We start from the raw sequence: 19852 nt of genomic DNA on the forward strand, positions 1-19852 counted from the left end.
AACAAAGATTTAGTTTTTTTACATTAGGCAAATGTTTCAAGCTACTCGTCGCCGTCTGGCTATTTGGTACACTGCGGTAACTGCGGTATTATTGCTGTTGTTTGCTAGTGGTGTGTATTTATATGTCCGCAGTACATTGGTGGAGCGCATTGACGATACTCTTAGTCATGTGGTGGAGATTGTGGAGCGATCGCTCGTCATTGAGCCAGTAAACGGTGAGCCTGAGAAGCTACGCATTAACGTAGAAGCAAGTTTTCGCAACAATGCCAATACTGTAGAAGACGACCACATTGATCTAGAGTGGTTTAGCCCTACTGGTGACTTAATCTGGTCAACTTTTTCTGAACCACTCAATATTCCTATTCACAGTAACCGCACGGGTGAGACTGTTCATGTTTTTAAACAAGACAGATGGATAAATCCAGAAACGCAAAAGTCTCTACTCCCCAATCAAGATTCAGGATTATTGTTACGCCAAGTTACACAACGAGTAGAAGTTGGACGGCAAGTTTTGGGATATCTGCGTGTGAGTCATCCTTGGTTTGAAGTGACTAAACCGAGTCGCCAGTTAATTTTTGATTTGGCGCTGGGTACTGGGTTAATGGTGATTTCTGTCGCCGCCAGTGGATGGTTTCTTTCAGGTAAAGCAATGGAACCAGTTGGTGAATCTTACCAACGTCTCAAGCAATTTACGGCGGATGCTTCTCATGAACTCAGAAGTCCTATCACTTTGATTCAAACTAATGTTCAAGTTGCTTTAGCTGATTTAGAGTTGACTGAGACTGAAGCCGCTACATCTTCCAACTATCGTCAACAATTAAAGGTAGTAGAACGACTGACGCAACGCTTGGGTAAGTTAGTTAATGACTTACTATTTCTAGCACGTCAGGACGGTGGTGTGAGCAGAGATGGTTTTTCATCTTGTCCCCTTGATGCTGTGCTTATGGATGTGGTAGAAGAACAACAACTTGTAGCTACAGAAAAAGCAATTACTCTGAATCTGCACTTAATTGATCCTGCGGATTCTGAAACTAATCCTGAATTATTAGAACATTGGTTCACACTGGTGGGAAATTGGGATCAACTGGTGCGATTATTCACTAATTTAATCGGTAATGCTTTGCACTATACACCCCCAGGTGGTGCGGTAAATGTGGAACTGATGCGTATAGATAGAGTTCGCTATAATACATCGCAGTTACAAGTTAAGGTGAGTGATACGGGAATTGGTATTCCGACTGAAGCATTACCGCGATTATTTGATCGTTTTTATCGAGTTGATCCTGCACGTACTCATAAGAGTGGGAATGTAGGTAAAGATAATGCTACAGGTTCAGGATTGGGACTGGCGATCGCTCAAGCTATTGTAGAACATCATCAAGGTAACATTCAAGTCGAAAGCACTGTAGGTAACGGTACTACTTTTATTGTTACTTTACCCATAACTCTAGAGTCTTAATTTGATAATAGATATTTGTTTCCTGTGGCAGATGAATTTTACTAAATTTACATACTAATTTATTTACTAAAGCCTGCATTTTTTAGCCATAAATATTGAAGCAAGCAGTTGAATGAACAACAATTTGTCATTTAGTCTGCTAGTTTTTTGCTGGCGAAAATGCAGGTATAAGAAAACTTTTGGAGGGCTTGATGACAACTTCCATCCCAGAAAAAAATCTACCTTTTTTAGAAAAAGTAAAAACAGAAAGTGGCTTAGGCGATATTTATGATGCCAGAGACATAACCGAAGTGGTTTTTCGGGTCATGCGTGATTTGATGACTACAGAAGCTGCGGACAGAGTAGAAGCAGAATTACATGAACCTGCGGAAGACAGTGATGATAAATCTCTGCAAATGGAAATTGCCGATTTGTGGCATGATACTAACCCTCTTGTCGGCTTCTTGAGTCGGGTACGTCCACCTTGGCAAGGCCCTGGCATCTTTAAAATCGATAGCGATCGCTTTTTATTCCGGGTAGCTAATGAGGGCGGAATGCAGCCAAATGTAGATAGAGAACAAGTAGTTAAAGCTGTGTTTTCTGCTACAAAAGATGAATTATCACCAGAGCGAATTGAAGAAATTGCTAGTTGGTTGCCTGGTAAAGTTCGTCAAATTTGGGAAGAAGCTTAACTGAATTCTATCCTCTTCTTAATAACTATGTGGTGGGCAATGCCCACCCTACGGCTACTTGAATTTTCGATAAAATTAATCTGATTTATCTATAAATGTTTTTATTATTTGTGATGTAATTGATGATTATTCATCATCCTAAAGATATAGATTAATATATATAATTTTTGTCTATATTTTCAATCCCAAAGTTAGAGCAAGACGAAAAGAATAGCTGGTAGATTGAGAATGCTGCTTTTGTAGTAGAGATTTATTTAATTGATTTAAATAAAAAATCGTCCTATTTGCTAAAACTCAAATTTTTAGGAGTAAATCATGAGCATAAACTTTTCCGACCTTCGTAAGTCTGCTGATTTATTGAGTGCAATTTGTGTAGGGTTGCTGATGGGTATATCAGCAACTCCTCAGCCAGGAATAGCACAACAGCCAGTGACTCAGCAATCTCCTATTCAGCCCAATTCTAAAGTTAATCCTTGTCCAAGAATTTTTTACGAGCAACCACATAATGAACGAGTTGCAGTCCCTCAGGGTTGCCCTCCCAATGCTTTCACTCAAAGACTCATAGATCAGGGATTGCTTCCACAAAGCAGCGTTCCAGCTACGCCAAACGCTGACCAAATAAGAATGGGGGTTGGTGGTGACACAAGTTCAGTACTGAATCCTAACCCCAGGATTTTTAGTGAAGCTCCCTATGGTCGTTCTCAACGGGGGTTACAAACTGAAGGCGAAAACACACAGCTAGGCGTTCCAGGATCACAGCAAACCCCTGCACCAGGTGCAGGACAATCTACTGTGCCAGTCAGTCCCCTACCCTCACCAGGCCAACAACAAAGCCCTAGCACTCGTATTTCTCTGGCGAGTGGTAGAGTAAACGTGAGATTAGTTAATGATAGCGGTGCTAATGTGACTTATCAGGTAATTGGAGACACAGCACCGCGATCGCTACAAGGTAAATCTGATGTCACACTCCAAGGTTTAACAGTACCAGTCACCGTCACATTCCAACGGGAAGACGGCGGATTACTACAAGCAACCCCCCAACCTTCCCCACAATCAGGTGTTTTGGAGGTGAGATTGAGAGAGACTACCGATGTTGGTCAAGATAGAAGCGCGTTGAGAATTGAAAATAACGGTTCAGTGTTTTTGAATTAGTCAAAGGTCAAAGGTCAAAGGTCAACAGTCAACAGTCAACAGTCAACAGTTACAAATTTTTTGACTATGGACTATGGACTATAGACTTTTGACTCCTCAACATTTGCGTCAGGCGATCGCGTAAAAACACTTCTTGTTTGTTGTCTTCCAGGGTTTGCGAAAGTATGATTGCTCTTTCGTAGAAATTACGGGCGGTTGGGTAGTTACCTAGCTGCTCGTATAATTTTGCGTAGGATTCAAAGGATTTTAATTCTTCGCGCAGATTTTGTAATTCTTGAGCGATGGTTAAACGCTGTTGTAGTAAGTCAAAGGCGCGTTTATAGCGTCCAACGGCGCTGTGGGCTGTGACTAAACCATCAATGGCGCGGATTTGGTTAGAGTGATCGCCTAGAGTTTTGGCAATCCTCATAGCTGCGCCATAAGTACCAATCGTATCTGGATAATTGCCCGCCGCTAGGTAAGCATCGCCTAAGTTATTTAAAGTATTCATTTCCCCTGGTGCGTCCCCAGTCCGACGGCGGAAAATCAAAGCTGTTTCATAAAGTTTGATCGCCTTGTTGTAATCTCCCAGCCTAGCCGACACAAGACCTAAGTTACTCAAGGATAGTCCTTCACCATCAATATTTTTCACATTGTCAGCGATGGTGTAGGCTTCCTGAATTGTTTGTCCGGCGGCTGTGGCTTCACCTGCTTGTAGTAGCAAAGTGCCAAGATTATTCAGGGCGAAAATTTGTGATTGAAAATCTTTAGTATCGCGGGCGATCGCTAACCTGCGCCGTAATGCGTCTTCACCTTCTTTAAAACGTCCCAGTTCAATATAAGCTTTCGCTAACAAATCATAAGTTAAACCTTTTGCTCTCAGGTCGCCAATCAAGTGATAAATATCCAAGGCTTGCAAACCAGAATCAATTGCTTTGTCTGCATATCCAGCAGCATACTGTTGTTCAGCCACCCGTAATAATGAGTCTGCGTCATCTCTAGATTGCCGTCCAACGGAACTATTGAAAGGACGATGGAGTTGTTGAGTAATATCAGCCGCACTTGCGGCTACAGGATGCAATAGGGAAGTCAAAATTAATAGGTAAAAACCAAACAACTGGTAGCTTTTGGCTTGAGTGCTAGGGAATAAATGCTGTTGTGTCATAAAACTTACCCAAGAAATTGCGGTTTTAAGTAAAAGCTGGCAGAAAAGTTTTATTATGTCAGCATGAAGACTAGCAGTTTGCGCGTATATACTTAACCTATGACTTAACCAAATCTTCGCCCAAGTAGATAGTGCGGATGTCTGCGGGTAATTTGTCCTCTAGCATACGATAGCCTTCTTGGAGAAAATTGGCTACTTCAGCAGGTGTCACCTTTTCCCCTTCGGCTTGTAGATAAGCAGCAATGCGAGTTTCGCTCCAATGAAAGGTTTGCGCCATCAAAACCATTAATCGTAACATGGGGGGCAGTTGGTCTAGTGCTTGTTCCACATAGCACCAAAGTGGTGGAGAAGTTGCTTGCAGAGAATAGTGAATGGCTTCAGTTGGGGGTAATTGAATTTCATTGATACAATAAGCTGTGATATTAATCAGCCAATTTTGCAAAGTCAACCCTTCTTGACCTGGAAGGGGATTTTTTAAATCCAGTCCACCGAGTTCGTAATAGATATGTCGCCAAGTCAGAGCAAAAAGATAATCTGCTTGTACAGGCGATCGCGCAGAATGTTGGATCAAAGTGTAGACTATTGGGCTGTAACGGCAAAAAATCACTGTAAAGTACTTACCAGCATCGGGATTATATTGAAACAGATCCAGCAATTCTTGGTCACTGTGATGAAACAGGGACTTTACCAGTGGGTGATTAGCTTCAGAAAAATGAGGAATTTGCATAAGTTTGACCATTGATACTGATTAAAATAAAGTTGCCAATAAGATTTTTGAGTCAGCCGTATAATATCTTGATGTAGGTCTGTTGAGAACAAAGACTCAGATTAGTTTAGTCTTGTACACTAGAACAAAGACCTCTTAACTGAAGTCTTTATAGACAAAAATAAAAGCGACTCCCTTATATAATTTTTAATTTGTTCATGGTTATAGCAGCTAGTGTGATATCGTTCCGGCTTACCCCTGTTTTAGGCTCTTTTTTGCCCTCCTTGCCTCTAGATAGCCTGTTTTCGACCCAAGGCATCATGGTGATGCTCCTAGCAGCCTACGCTGGCGCTATGTGGCTATTCCTCACCAGTGCGCCCAAAGTGCATACTGTGATGGTGTCCGATCTAGAGATTGCCCGACAATTATATGAGGGGCTACTAGATTTACCAGCCGCAGAAGTACCACTGCACTACTACTACAACTACGAACAAACTATAGGCGCAACGGGCATAGATCCGCTATATATGTCCACCAGTCCTAGCTGGTCTGGCAAGTCAATGAATAATGCCAGTGATGGGCTGTGGTATCAATTAAAGAAAAATACTCAACTGCACGTAATTACAGGTGCAAGTTTGGGTGTAAAAAATCAGCAACGTCACGTTTGCTTTGACCGTGACTGTTTAGAAATGGTTTTAATGCGGGTAGAAACACGCGGTTTAAAATTTAAGATTCGTAACCAGAAGCCTCTAAATTTTCTAGTTAAGGATTATGAAGGGCGGGTGATTGAAATAGCTGAAGTAGCCAATTAGTCATTGTCTGTTGGTCATTTGTGAGAATAAGGTGCGTTGTGGTTTTGCCAAACGCACCTTATTTTGTTTTTGTAGGTAGTTATTTATCTGATGCAAAAACACTAGGATGGCGATCGCCTGACAAAATTAATAAAAATAGGGTGATTTAGTTAAAATCCTAAATCACCCTATTTTTATTTTCTACTTATTCCATCAACTCAATTGTTCATACTTGAATTTCCCTTTAATAAACTTATGGAAATATTGACCCTTAGACGGTACATTGTCTAATTCTTCCTTGACAGTAAGCGGTACTTTGAAATATTCGTAAACACTTCCACTATCAAATTCAAGAGTTAGTGTTTGAGTTGTTGACTCATAGCGATATTCCTTAATAAAGCTGCCTTCGGGTTTGAGTAAGGGGAAAGCAATTACATCCCGAATACTGGCAGAATCAGTTAATAACATGACTAACCGATCAATCCCAATACCTAAACCTCCTGTAGGTGGCATCCCATATTCCAAAGCAGTCAAGAAGTCTTCATCTACGCCTTGGGCTTCTAAGTCACCGGCGGCTTTTTTGGCTGCTTGGGCTTCTAGGCGTTCTCTTTGGTCGATGGGATCTGTCAATTCTGAGAAACTATTCGCAGTCTCCCGCCCGACTATGAATAATTCAAATCTTTCTACTAACCCAGGTTGAGAACGGTGAGGTTTAGCTAAGGGTGAAATTTCTACAGGATAATCAATGACAAAGGTAGGCTGAATTAACTTTGTTTCTACTTTTTCTTCAAAGGCTAAATTCAGGATTTTTCCTATAGTTTGGGCTTCATCTACACCAGGAATTCCAGCATTCTTACCTGCTGACTTCGCTTCTTCTAGTGTTGGGAAAGAATGGAAATCCAAGCCCGTATATTCTTTCACTAAATCGTGCATTGTCACCCGTCGCCAAGGTGGTGTTAAATCTACCGTTTCGCCTTGGTAAGTAATTTGCAGCGTACCGAGTACATCTTGGGCAACAGTGGTGATAATACCTTCTGTTAGCGCCATCATATCGTTGTAGTCGGCGTAGGCTTGATAAACTTCAATTGAGGTAAATTCAGGGTTGTGTCTGGTGGAAATCCCCTCATTGCGGAAAATGCGCCCCAACTCAAATACTTTTTCAAAACCACCGACAATCAACCGCTTGAGGTGGAGTTCTGTTGCTATTCGCAGATACAACTCCATTTCTAAGGTGTTGTGGTAAGTGACGAAGGGACGCGCATCTGCACCGCCTGCTTCACTTTGTAAAACAGGGGTTTCAATCTCTAGAAAATCCCTTTGTTCCAGATAGCGGCGAATCCCGGCCGTAATTTGGGCGCGACGGCGGAAAGTTTGCCGGACTTCGGGGTTAACAATCAAATCAACGTAGCGTTGACGGTAGCGCTTGGCAACATCCGTTAACCCATGCCACTTGTCGGGTAGCGGCAGTAGGGATTTGGTGAGGATGGTATATTCTTTGACGTAAATTGATAACTCGCCCTTTTCAGTCCGTTTTATTGTTCCCTTCGCTCCCAGAATATCCCCTACATCTGTGAGTTGTTTGAGATGATTAAAAGCATTGGCATCAATTTCTGCCATGCTTTCTTGGATACGATTTTTCTCTAAATAAAGCTGAATAGTGCCTGTTTCATCTTCCAAGGTGAAGAAAGCCAATTTACCGAAAACGCGACGCGCCATAATGCGTCCGGCAATGGCAACTTCTGTATCGACTTCTTCACCACTGGTTAAATCAGCAAATTTTTCTTGCAATTGGGCGGCGTGATGGGTAGACTCCCAACGGTAAGCATAGGGGTTAGTCCCTAGCTGCTTGAGTTGTTCTACTTTCTCCAGCCTAGCGGCACGGATATCTTCTTCCGACATGGTAACGAACTATTCAGAGGGCAAGATTAATTATAAATAGGGATTAGGGAGTAGGGATTGGAAATTGGGAATTGGGGAAGAACTTTTATGATTTGTTGATGTTTGGATGCTAAATAAGCGATCGCCCCATCATATCCCCAGAGGCGATCGCTATTTTCTCAAAAGAGGCAGACAGACTTCAATTACTAACGCTTGGTACGGAATATTTAACTAAAAGCGCTTTCAATTTCAGGCTTGTCAATTGTTCTATGGCTTTAATCAGGTGTTGCTGTTCTGGTTGCAGTTCCAGGGAAAGCAAGGCTTGATTAAAGCTATGACCAGAGTGTATTTGATGCCTCAGGGTATCACGTTGTGATATGTCCAACACTGCCTGGATTTCTTTATTTCTGCGTTGCAGCACAGATTGCAGTCGTTGGCGCTGCAAAGGAGTTAAATCCAAATCAGAAAAAGAAGGGTAGGTGGTAACTAAACTAGCAGCAGAGGCATAAATTGCTTGAGAGGGAGTATGAAATCCAAATGTTGCTGCCGAGGTAGTTACGGGTATGAGTAGAAGCAGGGCAAGAATAGTGGCTAATACAGCCAGCCACTTTGGAAAGTTAATTGCCATAGTCAGCAGTTTCCAGAAGGAATTAGGTTATTGGTGGCCTGTTGAGCAGGTGTCAAGGTTCACATTTGAGATTCTCCCACTCTCCAAGGGATGATTTATCTAAAATGATCGCTCTCATGCTGAGGCTACACCTAACTGGGAAACAACGGAGTCTCTTAGATGACTGTTTTATGAAATCAGGAACTGGGAACTGGGGACTGGGGACTAGGATATAAGCTAATGCGCGCCTAAATTGCATAACTACTAATAAGGGCTGTTGACTGTTGACTGTTAACGATCAACGGTCAACAGCCTTCACGATGGATTATGCAACTTAAAAGCAGAATAGCTTATATCCAATTACCCATTACCATTATTCAGAACGTTTCATTTTGTTAATTTCTTGTTGTAATTCTTCAATTTGGCGGCGTAATCTTTCTGCTTCGGCTGCGGAGGTAGAGGCTTTCACGTCTACAGAACCAGAGGCAGGCGATCGCTGGTAATTACCTTGGCGAATTTGTTGATATTCTGAGGATACTGCCCATTTTTGTAGGTATTGGACTCTTTCTACAGCGAAAGGATGGCTCAACATCATGCCTTGAGCGCCGTTGTACATTAAGAATTTATATACTTGATTTAGTCCATCCTCGTCTAATGCCTGATAATTTTCGGACTGCTTAATAAATTCCTGCAAACTGCATTCATTGGCATATTTGCTGCTACCGCCAGAAATCTTCATCATTGACGATAAAACAGTATTTAGGTCATCAACCACCAACAGCGCTGCTCTATCTGCTGTTAACTCAGCTTTGCGCCGCCACTCAAAAAACGCATAAATTAAGGCTTGAGAGACAAAATTACCAATGCCAAAGGTTAATTCTCCCAAGGCAGAAGCCGCACTCATCGCCCACATCGCCATTTGAATTAGAATAGTATGACCACATTTAATATGCCCCAGTTCGTGGGCTAACACCGCCCGAATTTCGGCTTCGTTGAGTAAGTCTAGTATCCCTGTGTTTATGACTATGTAAGGATTCTCTTGACCTAATGCGTAGCTATTTGCCTGAGGATTTTGTGAAACAAACAGTGTAGGTTCTGGATAAATATCCAAATCCCGCACACACTCCCGAAACATCTGGTAAATAGTGGAATATTGCCGAGGCCCTACTTGGATGGTGTTGCCCATTAGATAGACTAGCTGAGGGCGTTCGTAGACAAATTCCACAAATTTACGAGCAATCAAATCAAATCCTGGTAAATTTCGCAAAGCTTGCTCGGCTTGGCGATCCAGTGGATGTCTGAAGGCTTCGCTGGAAATTCCTGTGTAAGTTGGCATAATTCAGGGTTATGGTTCAGTGGTCAAATGTCAACTGTTAACTGTCAACTGTTAACTGTCAACTGACAAAAGAGATAATAGAAATGGGGCTATTGGCAATTAAAGTCATTTTGTATGGGATGGAAAGCGTGTGATTGAGGCAGAAGTTCATTTGTCATTACATAACTTTTTGCGATCGCAGGCGGGTTTCCCTTCCTGGCCCCATCATTTAACGATGGCAAGGTTGGTAGCACGCGCCTTGCGTCTGGGACGTAGCGCCTTAATTCAAGTAGGGGCTGTTTGTGGCTATCAAGGACGGTATCGCACAAGTTTTATTGCCTCCGCTCTGATGTGGCATGGCCCTGTAATTATTGTTGCCACAGAAACAGTGCAACAACTGCTCCTGCGAGTAGAAATTCCTCGTTTACAGCAGTGGCTACAAGTCAATAAACCTATCAGAACAGGTGACGCTTGGCCTAACCCTGAGTTCCAAGGAATACTTCTGACTTCCCCAGAAGCTTGGCTAAAAGGACAGCTTACATCTGCTGATAATTTCCCCCAAGGTATACCCACAATTATCGATGGAGTCGATGATTTAGAAGATTGGGTACGTGATCAGCTGACTAAAGACATTCAATCCCAAGACTGGGATCAACTTATACTAGCCTGCCCGGAACAAGCTGAAACAATCCGATCTGCAAGGATTGAATTGACAAGTGAACTGTTCAAACATCCAGCAAATCCCTACGAGTGCTATTTAATTTCCCCATCAGAGACTGATATTTTAACCAAACTCCACACAGCTTTAAAATCAGCATCAGGTGTGCCAGAAGTATGGCAGCAATTCTGGCAGCAATTACCCAGCGAGCAAAATCATCCCCCCTCATCCTCCCCACCCCTCTTCTGGGCAACGATCGCCCGTCGGCAAGGTTTATTTTCATTGCATTACGCACCAATCGAATTAGGAGAAATTCTTGCACCCATTTGGCAACGACAGCCAGTAGTCCTCATTGGCAGCGCTTTAGAGCCAGAAACCGAGGCTCCTTTGTTTCAAGAGCGTCTGGGTTTAGATGATTTAACCTGCTTAAAATTCGCTTCTGATAGCCAATCAGAGGCGATTCAACTCTACATACCTTACAAGTTACCTCTACCTAATACGCCAGAATTTCAAGCCGCATTCATTCACAAGGTGCGGACTTTAGTCTGTCTCAGTGCTACTGCACCAGGATTGACAGTGTTGCTTGTGGGAGATGTGCCACTAAAGGCTCAGGTGGGGGCGATTTTAGCCTCAGAGTTTGGTTCGAGGGTGCAGGTAGAAAAAACCTGTTTGGATGAAAATGGCATTTTGGTTAGCGGTTGGGAATTTTGGCGAGAACACCAGGCTGTCTTACCCGCGCCTCAACTGTTAGTGATTGCGACTTTACCCTTACCATCTTTAGAACACCCCCTAGTAGCTGGTAGAGTAGCTCACTATAAGCGATCGCATCAAGATTGGTTTCGTTTATTTTTATTACCAACTGCTTTAAATGAACTACAAAGAGCCGTAGCCCCCGTGCGTGAAAACCAAGGCATTGTCGCTTTACTTGATAGTCGTGTCGTCAACCGTAGTTATGGTTCTCAAATCCTCAATGTCCTCAGCCCTCTAGCACGCCTGAACTATCTCGATCCCAGTCTGTTTGCCCCCAGTGGCGAAGAAAATTCAGCCTAGCGTGAGTCTACTGAAATTTGACTGCTGACTGATGTAGATATGTTGCAGTGCAACCTCTCTGATAACTAATGACCATAAGTATTAAAGTAAATTTATAGCCTAGACTAAATCGTGAATCTTAATTATGGGTGAAGCAAAACGTCGTAAAACAACTATGGGAGAAAAATACGGGCAAGACACCCGTATTTTATCGTGGGTTCCCATTACTAAATCTCAAGCTGAACTATTCGTTAGCTGGACTACTCGCGGGGCTTGGATAGGAATCGGTGTAATGGTTGTTGCTTGGGTTACTATCCGTTTTATCGGGCCAGCTTTTGGTTGGTGGCAAGTAGCAGCTTAAAATTTCTGTTAAAAGATCGGGAAAGGGTGTATGTGTCCAAAATCCTTACACCCCACACACCTGAACCCTTACCCCCTCTCACAGTGAATAATCCTGTTCCACTAGAGATCAACTGATCAGGCACACTTTAGCCAGTTCTATTGCTTTTTAAGTTCTGTATCTATAACTCTCGCTAGAGTGACTTACTGTTAGTCTTAAATATGATTGGCTACAGAGTTTTAGGAGGATCGGCATTCTTAAACGAAATCCGTTCTATCTGCATAGGGGATATTGGTCATCTACTTAACTTTTTTTAACGTTTAGAGCCTAAAAAAATACTGCCGAAATGGCAACATACTTATCTTTAGTTTAGTTATGCTCGGTTCTATGCCTATAGGTATTAGGGCTGTAGTTATCTTTTCCTGAAGTGTAATCAACCCCCCTACTATATTCGGCCATTACGCCTACATTTTCACTCTAAAGCTTGCACCCTCATCTATTTAACTCTATAAACCCAGGAGAGGTTGAATTGGGTAAAGCAAAATCTAGTAACAATCCGCAGGAAAAAAATCTGTAGTTTTACTGTATAACAACACTGTAGAGAACATTAACTCGGCTGAAAAACTGTAATAATCACGAAATAAAACACATTTAGTATAAAAATACAATCCGTGATTTTTCTATGGTTGACTAAGGTTAAATCTGAGTTAATCTTGATGCCATCACTGCTAACAATCACAAAATCAGACAAAAGTTTGTAAATTTATTATTAAATTTTTTTAACTCTGTCTGATCTGCTGATTTTGCAAACTGAATTGTTTGATACGGCAGGATGTGCAGTTTCCTCTTACCCTGAGCAAGGTAGTCAATTAACGACTTCAACAAATGTCTAGTAATTGTAATGGATAGTTTACAATACCAATGGGTGAGAGAATCTAAAGAAAATATAAAAGAGACTAAAATGACTGTGGTGTCTGGAGGACAAAAGTGTTTCTAAGACTAGCTCATCAACATCGGCAGTTTGTTCAAGACTTGGTAATGAACCTCCAAGCCTTGGCAATTGTACTCGAACGGCGTGGATATCCTGCCTCTTGTTATACCTGCGGCGACCAAATGAACAGTGCTTCGTTTATGGTCAGTTTGGGTAATAATCATTTGATACGATTCCTAGTATCTGACTATGGGATCACCTGGACAGAAATGCGAGACGATCGCGAATTGATGAAATTAGAAGGTGCAGAGGCAATTAACCAGTTACAAGAACTAGCGAATCTTGTGAAGCAACCTACGCCAGTTAGTTCTGGGAACAAGGCGTTGGCAAAACGAGGTTAAAAATTTCTGTACATATAGTTTTAATAGTCAATTTTCAATGGAAAATTGATTAAATCTCACCCAAAAACTTAGTGATTAAGACTTGGTTAGCAATTCTTAGCTATCTATATTTGCCTTGGCGTAATTAATTTAGCTAATTGCCGCACTCTTCTAAGCTGTGTGCTGAAGCCAGAATAATTCGTAATTGCACTACCCTCCATACAGGGACGATGGAGCATAAATTCTATGCCTTAAATTAAATTTACGAATTACGAATTATTCTACAAGCCATTCCCAATCAAAATAAAGGATGCCCAGTAATAAGGGTGATGAAAGTTACCATTGTTGGCTACAGGCATTATGTGATTGGTTGACTCTATATCTTTGATTAAAGCTATTTGAGCTTGCCGTAAAGCTACGGTTTTCGTTAATTTATCTGTAGATAATTTGTGATAAAACACACTCATTAATGCTTGAGTGCCACCATCATCCACAGCCCAAAGTGAGGCAATAGCAGCCTTTGCACCAGTTTTCTGCATTTGATAACCAAAGCCTAAAATTTCTTGACCATCCCCCAACTTCCCACCTAAACCAGTTTCACAGGCACTCAAAACTACCAAATCTACATGAGGTAGTGACCATGTGGCAATATCTGACAGGTTCACGCGATCGCCATTACCAAATAAAATGAATGAATCTTGTGGTTTACCGACCACAAAGGCTGCATGAGTCGCTAGATGGACAATTGTATAATCATCCATCTGTGGTACTGTAATTTGCGGACTAAAGCTTTTACCTAACAATTTTTTAGTTTGAGGAATGGTAGCGGCTAGATTTTCTACTTCCAGCGCCGCAAACGGTAAGCTAGAAAAAGCCAGTCGTCGATTACCAACTGTTACTTGATAACTACCTTGAGTAAAAGCACCAGCTAAAACCCGCAAGGTCTGATCCCGTGAAGTGTTCAAGTTAGTCAGGCTAGCGGCGGTAATGTGATTAATACTAAAACGCTCAACTAGCCATTGTTTGCCATCATATAAAGCAGATAAAGGAATGTAACGTAACTGGCCATCTGGTGCGTAAAGTAGGGTTTGTGTGCCTGATTGTTTTAATTCAGCTTCTATAGGTTTGATCAGCCATTCGTATAACTGACGCGCAGGTGTTTTAATATCCTTGCTGGGATTGGTTAACGCCTGACGAAAGCTAGCTATGGTTTGATGGAGTTTTGCCTGGGGAACAGCCACCGTGTGGTGAATTGGCGGAGATTCTGGGGTAACTACTACTAATTCCAGGCTATCTTTGAGAACTAGCGGATAAATAATTGCGGATTTTTGGGGTAAGCGAGCTAAATTATCCCGAATTTCGTTGATACTTTCTAAATCTAGATTTTGTCGTCTAGCAGTAAGGCTAATTTGTTCTAACTGTGATGTAACAGTTGGACTAGTAATAAATTTGTTAAATTTGTCTAGTAATTGCTGTTGCTGTGTCACCAATTGCCTAACGCGTTGATTTTGTTGTGGCGATCGCTCTTGTGGTGGAATTTTTCTGAGTTTCGTCAGTTCTTTACCTAAAGCTACGGCATTATTTACAGTCTGATCTAGTTTTTCTTTAACTGGTTTTTCTGTGGCGACAATTGCAATACCTTTGGCAGTATGTTGATTACCAGGGACATTATGCAGGTACTCCTGTAGTTCTTCCACTTTGAGTAAATCCATAGTCCTTTGTGCTTCGGCTACACGCCCTTTTGTGAGCAATTTTTCACTCAAAATTCGGTACGTTTGACCTACCGTTAGATTATACGCATTTGGTTGCAATTCAGATAAATTGGCTGTTTGCAAACGTGCTAATTCACGATTAATCACGCAATGTTTATAAAAGAAGATGGCTAAATCTGGTTTATTTTGAACTTGAAATAGGTATCCGATATTACTATAAGTTTTGCCTAATTGGATGCGATCGCCAATTTGTCTATAAATAATTGCTGCTTGTTGAAAAGATAACAAAGCTAACGAATAATTACCTTGCTTTTGATAAACTCTACCAAGATTATTCAAGGTAACACCTTCCCAGAAGCTTTCTCCTCCTTCTCGACTGATAGCTAAAGCCTGTTGCAACTTTTGTAATGCGGCTTGCGGCTGGTCTTTTTGGGAATCGAGGATTGCTTGTCTATTTAATGCTTCAATTTGCGATGGGTTTTTGCCTAGCGTCTCGGAGAGAAGCCCCGCCTTTCCTACGGAACTTTCCAGCGCAGGCGATCGCTGATCTTTCTGAACTAATATCTGATGTTTTTCTCCGTAATTAAATTTTAAATTTACCTCTTGAATTAGTGGTTCTACTAATCCAGAATTAAAGAAAAAAATTACAGGTGAAACCAAAGTACTGAAATAAGGCAGATGAAGCTGCATAACCACGCACTCCTTTTATTTAGGAGTTTAAACCTTATTAATTGAATAAATTCTACAATGCGATGCTTTTTTATGTTATTCCATACTTGGAAAAACTTAAGTTGCTCAAAAACAAGAAGATGTCTGACGAACAATCAAACCAATCTCAATTACCACCAACCAACGCCATCCAAGTTTCATCATTACGTCAGTTCGATAGTTGGTTTGAGTATCCGGTGAGAGTTCATCCCCACCATACTGACTATGCAGGTATTGTTTGGCATGGTACTTATCTAACTTGGATGGAAGAAGCCAGAGTAGAATGTTTGCGTTCTATTGGCATTGAGTTTGCTGATTTAGTTGCCTTAGGCTGTGACTTACCAGTAGTAGAACTTTCTATCCGCTATCATCGTTCAGTTCAGTTAGGTATGGCGGTGGTGGTAAAAGCGCGGATGATAGATGTGACTGGTGTCCGGATCAACTGGGATTATGCTATTGTCTCCACTGATGGACAGCAATTATTTGTTACTGCCAAAGTGACATTAGTGGCTTTAGATAGAGATAGGGGCAAGATCATGCGTCAGTTACCCAGCAACGTCAAGGATGCTTTGGCAAAAGTTTCTGCTTTACACAATAACTAATCGGGAATTGGGGATTGAGAATCCAAGAGGTTGTACACTCTTGATATTTATGGAGTCAAACAATCCTATCTCATACCCTCCCTGGCAATAAAAAAAGGGCTACTCAATTAAAATGGTGTTTTTATGTGTAAGTTAATTGTTTTTCTTGAGTGTGGATGCAGAAAGCAGAGTTCTCTAGCGTGCAAGTGTAATCGATTTGTTTGAGCAGTGCAACCATAAAAGCGATCGCCTAAAATTACCACCCCCAGTCCTTGCACATCCGACGCATGAACTCTTAATTGATGGGTGCGCCCTGTGAGTGGTACAAATTCTATGCGGGTGTAATTTCCTTCCCTGGCGATCGCACGAAAGTTTGTCACGCTAGGTTTACCACGTTGCCAATCAACTTGCTGATAAGGTCGATTCGCTGGGTCTCCCCACAATGGTAAATCAATTATCCCTGCGTCTGTGCTGACAACGCCTGCAAGTATGGCCTCATAAACCTTATGAATTTGTCGCTGTTGAAACTGCTGGCTAACTTGACGATAGGTTTGCCTGTCTCGTGCCAGTAAGAGAATACCAGAAGTATCTTGGTCTAAGCGATGCACCGCAGCAAGCATCGTTTCCTCAGGTAACATATGACGCAAACGGCTAACAACACTATCTTGGGTATCAAGATAACGACCAGGAACGGATAACAACCCCGCAGGTTTGTTTACTACAATCAGCCATTCGTCCTCATAAATAAAATTAATTTCTTCTTGTCCAAAGTTTGGTGCAGGTTTCAAACCAGACAACAAAAACCCCATTAACGGCTGACAACGTTCCACACAAGCGCCATAAAACTCACCCTGAATTCTATCTTGCGAGGATGAACCCCACCAAAATTCAGCCATTGCTAGGGGTTTAAGTCCATGCGTTGCTGCATAGTGTAGTAGTTTTGGCGCACAACAGTCTCCCGTTCCTGTAGGTAAGCCATTCGGCATCAATTGCTGTAATGATACAGATTGCCCTAAAAAATTCATCAGGGAGTAAGCAGCGTGCATTTGCGACTGTAATTGCCGAGATAATGCTTTCCGTTTTTGTTTGAGGTGTTGTATCTTAATATTTGCTGAGGCGATCGCTTCCTCTAATGGTTGCAAAACTGTGTCCCGTTCTTGCTTTAGTCGCCGTCGTTCAATTCCATCCTGACGACTTTCTTCGTTAAGCTGTTCCAGGGCAATAGTGAGTGCTGTTGACAAGAGAGATTCGCTCAATAACTGGCGTTTTTGTTTTCGTTGATGTTTGCGATAGCGATGGCGATCGCTCATTGCTTGCAACATCTCCTCAAACTCTCGAAAAAGAGTTTCGTACTCTTGTCTTTCTGGCAGTTGTTTGAGGGTAATCAATTCCTGCTTAATAGCATCTAAATCAGCTAAGGTACGCCCCTCTTGTATGGCAACTTGTTCTCTTCCCGGAATTGGTGGAACCCAGCCATCAAATACACTTTGACCATTTAGCAACCCAGAGAAAGCTTTAAGTAATCGTCTTTCACCAGTGGGCAGTTCAACTAGCAAGATGCCATACATTTTGCCTTCACGGGAATACCGTTCATCCATAGCAAGGTATTGCATTAAACTATGAGCGATCGCCTCTACTAAAGCAGTACGAGGCAACCTCAATAAATCACCAGATTGCAGACAATACCCTTCATACCAATAGTTACCTGATAAGTCATCATCGGTCAAATCATATTCAATAAAATCTGATAACGGGTGTAAAACCTCGGTAAAAGGCATGATGGAAAATCTAGCTGACTCTTGGCAGATGATGATTTTATATTTTATGGAGTGCTGAGGCGATCGGCTCTTCCTTACCTATCCATAACATCAACCTCATCTAAGCTAATACTCAAGCGATTTCCTAATAGTTTTAATCTTCCCCTAACAATCTTATTCAATTCTTGCACGGAGTGCAGAATTAGGGAAAAGAGCTTGGAATCCCGCTTGGCGCTCATCTAAATCTGCCTGACTATAATCCCAAAGGCTACGGTAGTAGAAAAAAGCTACCCCCAAACCGCGTTCTCGCGTAGTCCGTACTTGAGACTTAATCTGTGACATAGGAACAGCATTATTGCGCAATCCTGTCATAATCCCAATACCAGTTGGTATTAGCCTTTGTGCTTCTTGAATTTCTGGACGAGAAATAGTAGAGATGAAACTTTGCAGGTTAGGACGATATACTTGCACAATTAGTTCATCCACAATCTTGAGCCGTATCCAAGCAAGCCAGTCTTGTAGCTGAAACTTGTAGGCAAAGTCGTAGTAGTTGGGAGCTACCGAGAAAATTATCTTAGGTTTTCTCGCCTTTACAGCTTGGTTTAGCTTTACCATAAACGCCGTAATTTTATCAGAACGCCAGCGCACCCATGCTGGATCTTGATGATTAGTTGGGGGTGGATTTTTAGTCTCTTTAGTGTATAAAGAAACCGTATATTTATCGTAACCAAACTCATGAGGCAAACTCATGTGATCATCGAACTGTATACCATCAACATCATAATTAGTAACAATTTCCAACACGAGGTCAGTAATCAAACGTTGTACCTGCGGGTGGAAAGGATTAAGCCACACCACCTCACCAGCAGCACTGATTGAAGTCTGTCCACCATTACGCTTTTTTGTTAACCACTCTGGATGGTTCATAGCTAATTCTGAAGTTGGAGGAGCCATAAAACCAAACTCAAACCAAGGAATAGCTAACAAACCCCGACTATGCGCTTGGTTAATGACATCTGCAACAATATCATGTCCATCCGAACCACGAAATACAAAAGGTTGAATACCATATCTTTTTGCTACGGCGCTAGGATACATTACATAGCCAGAGTTCCACACCACAGGGTAGACAGTGTTGAAATTCAACTGCCGCAGTTTACCCATAGCATCCTGCACTTTGCGACGATCCTTGAGAATGCCAAAATCATTATTAGTCATCCAAACCCCGCGAATTTCTTGTCGGGGTAGTTGAGCAACAGCAGGAATAAAACTATTCACCAGTAAAACTGCGAGGAAGGATATCAAAACCAGAATAGGGAAAACACTTTTCAGCAGAATTCGACGATAAGTATTTGACTGTCTAGATCGCCACTCATTATTAAGTAAATTTAATTTCATCGATTTCAACGATGCGTTAGCTACCCACACGCGCCATCCTATGAATTTGCAATGGAACTTACTAGCCATAGCACCTACTCGCTTTATTGCTTACTAAAGATATTGGTATTGTTTCATTAGTAGTTATTCAATGCGGTGCATCGAAATTTCTGCCTCAATCAAAATTGAAACATACTTAGTAGCACAAGTATAGTTGACGCAGCTATTTTTCATCAGTGCCTCATAAAACTCTACGTTTACAGATACTTTATTTTAGATAACTTGAGATGATTTAATACTTACATAGCAACAGAATAATTACTTAATTGTCTTGTAATATTATTAACTTGTAACGAATAAAAAACAGGCGTTGCTGATTAGTGGGATGATTTTTGTCTCACGCATTCGCCCTTGGCGTTCCCGCAGGGTAGGCGCAAAGAATCAATATTCTGCTTTGTACAAAAGTCCCAATTCATCCCGCATTTATGCAACGCCATAAAAAACAAAAACCCCCTTCAAGTAGATTAGAAGGGGGTTTTTGATGAAGAATAGAACCTGGCACCGAGCGATTGTGGCATAGGGCAACCCCTAGACTATCGTAGCCATAGCAGCGTTTCACAACTGAGTTCGGGATGGAGTCAGAGTGGGACCACTGC

The 19852-nt window shown here is 41.8% G+C and carries 16 protein-coding genes and 1 rRNA gene; 8 read left to right on the top strand and 9 right to left on the bottom strand.

The window, feature by feature from the left end; all coding sequences use genetic code 11:
- Positions 1-31 precede the first annotated feature (31 nt).
- The 3 genes from H6G14_RS17290 to H6G14_RS17300 all read left to right on the top strand — a co-directional run bounded on the left by H6G14_RS17290 (position 32) and on the right by H6G14_RS17300 (position 3282).
- Positions 32-1459 carry a sensor histidine kinase gene (locus tag H6G14_RS17290; RefSeq protein ID WP_190568578.1) on the top strand — a complete coding sequence of 476 codons (1428 nt, stop codon included), beginning with the start codon at positions 32-34 and terminating at the stop codon, positions 1457-1459.
- A 191-nt stretch (positions 1460-1650) separates the two neighbouring features.
- Positions 1651-2130, top strand: a complete 480-nt coding sequence (locus tag H6G14_RS17295; protein ID WP_190568579.1) for a DUF2267 domain-containing protein — start codon at positions 1651-1653, stop codon at positions 2128-2130.
- A gap of 315 nt (positions 2131-2445) precedes the next feature.
- Positions 2446-3282, top strand: a complete 837-nt coding sequence (locus H6G14_RS17300) for a hypothetical protein (RefSeq protein ID WP_190568580.1) — start codon at positions 2446-2448, stop codon at positions 3280-3282.
- A gap of 64 nt (positions 3283-3346) precedes the next feature.
- Here H6G14_RS17300 and H6G14_RS17305 read toward each other — a convergent pair whose 3' ends face one another.
- Positions 3347-4426, bottom strand: coding sequence for a tetratricopeptide repeat protein (locus H6G14_RS17305; protein ID WP_190568581.1), 1080 nt, complete (start codon positions 4424-4426; stop codon positions 3347-3349).
- A gap of 97 nt (positions 4427-4523) precedes the next feature.
- A complete protein-coding gene (locus tag H6G14_RS17310; protein WP_190568582.1) occupies positions 4524-5153 on the bottom strand; it encodes an RNA polymerase sigma factor in 630 nt (209 codons plus the stop codon).
- Positions 5154-5350: 197 nt separating this feature from the next.
- Between H6G14_RS17310 and H6G14_RS17315 the strand changes: the two genes are divergently transcribed.
- Complete coding sequence (locus H6G14_RS17315) at positions 5351-5944, top strand: glyoxalase-like domain protein (protein WP_190568583.1); 594 nt, start codon at positions 5351-5353, stop codon at positions 5942-5944.
- Between the two features lie 192 nt (positions 5945-6136).
- Here the strand turns inward: H6G14_RS17315 and lysS are convergent, their stop codons facing one another.
- From lysS to H6G14_RS17330, 3 genes are all read right to left on the bottom strand, one after another.
- Entirely contained in the window at positions 6137-7822 is a 1686-nt protein-coding gene (lysS, locus tag H6G14_RS17320; protein WP_190568584.1) for a lysine--tRNA ligase, read from the bottom strand.
- Positions 7823-8000: 178 nt separating this feature from the next.
- Positions 8001-8429, bottom strand: coding sequence for a hypothetical protein (locus H6G14_RS17325; RefSeq protein ID WP_190568585.1), 429 nt, complete (start codon positions 8427-8429; stop codon positions 8001-8003).
- Positions 8430-8781: 352 nt separating this feature from the next.
- Entirely contained in the window at positions 8782-9744 is a 963-nt protein-coding gene (locus tag H6G14_RS17330) for a M48 family metallopeptidase (RefSeq protein ID WP_190568586.1), read from the bottom strand.
- 130 nt (positions 9745-9874) lie between these two features.
- Between H6G14_RS17330 and H6G14_RS17335 the strand changes: the two genes are divergently transcribed.
- From H6G14_RS17335 to H6G14_RS17345, 3 genes are all read left to right on the top strand, one after another.
- On the top strand, positions 9875-11431 hold the full coding sequence (locus H6G14_RS17335; RefSeq protein ID WP_190568587.1) for an ATP-dependent DNA helicase: 1557 nt from the start codon (positions 9875-9877) through the stop codon (positions 11429-11431).
- 124 nt (positions 11432-11555) lie between these two features.
- Positions 11556-11771, top strand: a complete 216-nt coding sequence (locus H6G14_RS17340) for a DUF2839 domain-containing protein (protein WP_190568588.1) — start codon at positions 11556-11558, stop codon at positions 11769-11771.
- Positions 11772-12737: 966 nt separating this feature from the next.
- The gene (locus H6G14_RS17345) at positions 12738-13082 is read left to right on the top strand and encodes a DUF1815 family protein (RefSeq protein ID WP_010998217.1); all 345 of its coding nucleotides are present in this window, start codon (positions 12738-12740) and stop codon (positions 13080-13082) included.
- 260 nt (positions 13083-13342) lie between these two features.
- Here H6G14_RS17345 and H6G14_RS17350 read toward each other — a convergent pair whose 3' ends face one another.
- Entirely contained in the window at positions 13343-15463 is a 2121-nt protein-coding gene (locus tag H6G14_RS17350; protein ID WP_190568589.1) for a CHAT domain-containing protein, read from the bottom strand.
- Positions 15464-15582: 119 nt separating this feature from the next.
- Here H6G14_RS17350 and H6G14_RS17355 point away from each other — a divergent pair, with 119 nt between their 5' ends.
- Entirely contained in the window at positions 15583-16083 is a 501-nt protein-coding gene (locus H6G14_RS17355) for an acyl-CoA thioesterase (protein ID WP_190568590.1), read from the top strand.
- A 107-nt stretch (positions 16084-16190) separates the two neighbouring features.
- Here H6G14_RS17355 and H6G14_RS17360 read toward each other — a convergent pair whose 3' ends face one another.
- From H6G14_RS17360 to rrf, 3 genes are all read right to left on the bottom strand, one after another.
- Complete coding sequence (locus H6G14_RS17360) at positions 16191-17840, bottom strand: RluA family pseudouridine synthase (protein WP_190568591.1); 1650 nt, start codon at positions 17838-17840, stop codon at positions 16191-16193.
- A gap of 153 nt (positions 17841-17993) precedes the next feature.
- Complete coding sequence (locus H6G14_RS17365) at positions 17994-19286, bottom strand: glycoside hydrolase family 10-like protein (RefSeq protein WP_190568592.1); 1293 nt, start codon at positions 19284-19286, stop codon at positions 17994-17996.
- A 463-nt stretch (positions 19287-19749) separates the two neighbouring features.
- Positions 19750-19852, bottom strand: a 5S ribosomal RNA gene (gene rrf / locus H6G14_RS34340); the annotation flags it as partial.

The sequence above is a fragment of the Nostoc parmelioides FACHB-3921 genome, from assembly GCF_014696625.1.
Classification (GTDB): Bacteria; Cyanobacteriota; Cyanobacteriia; order Cyanobacteriales; family Nostocaceae; genus Trichormus; species Trichormus parmelioides.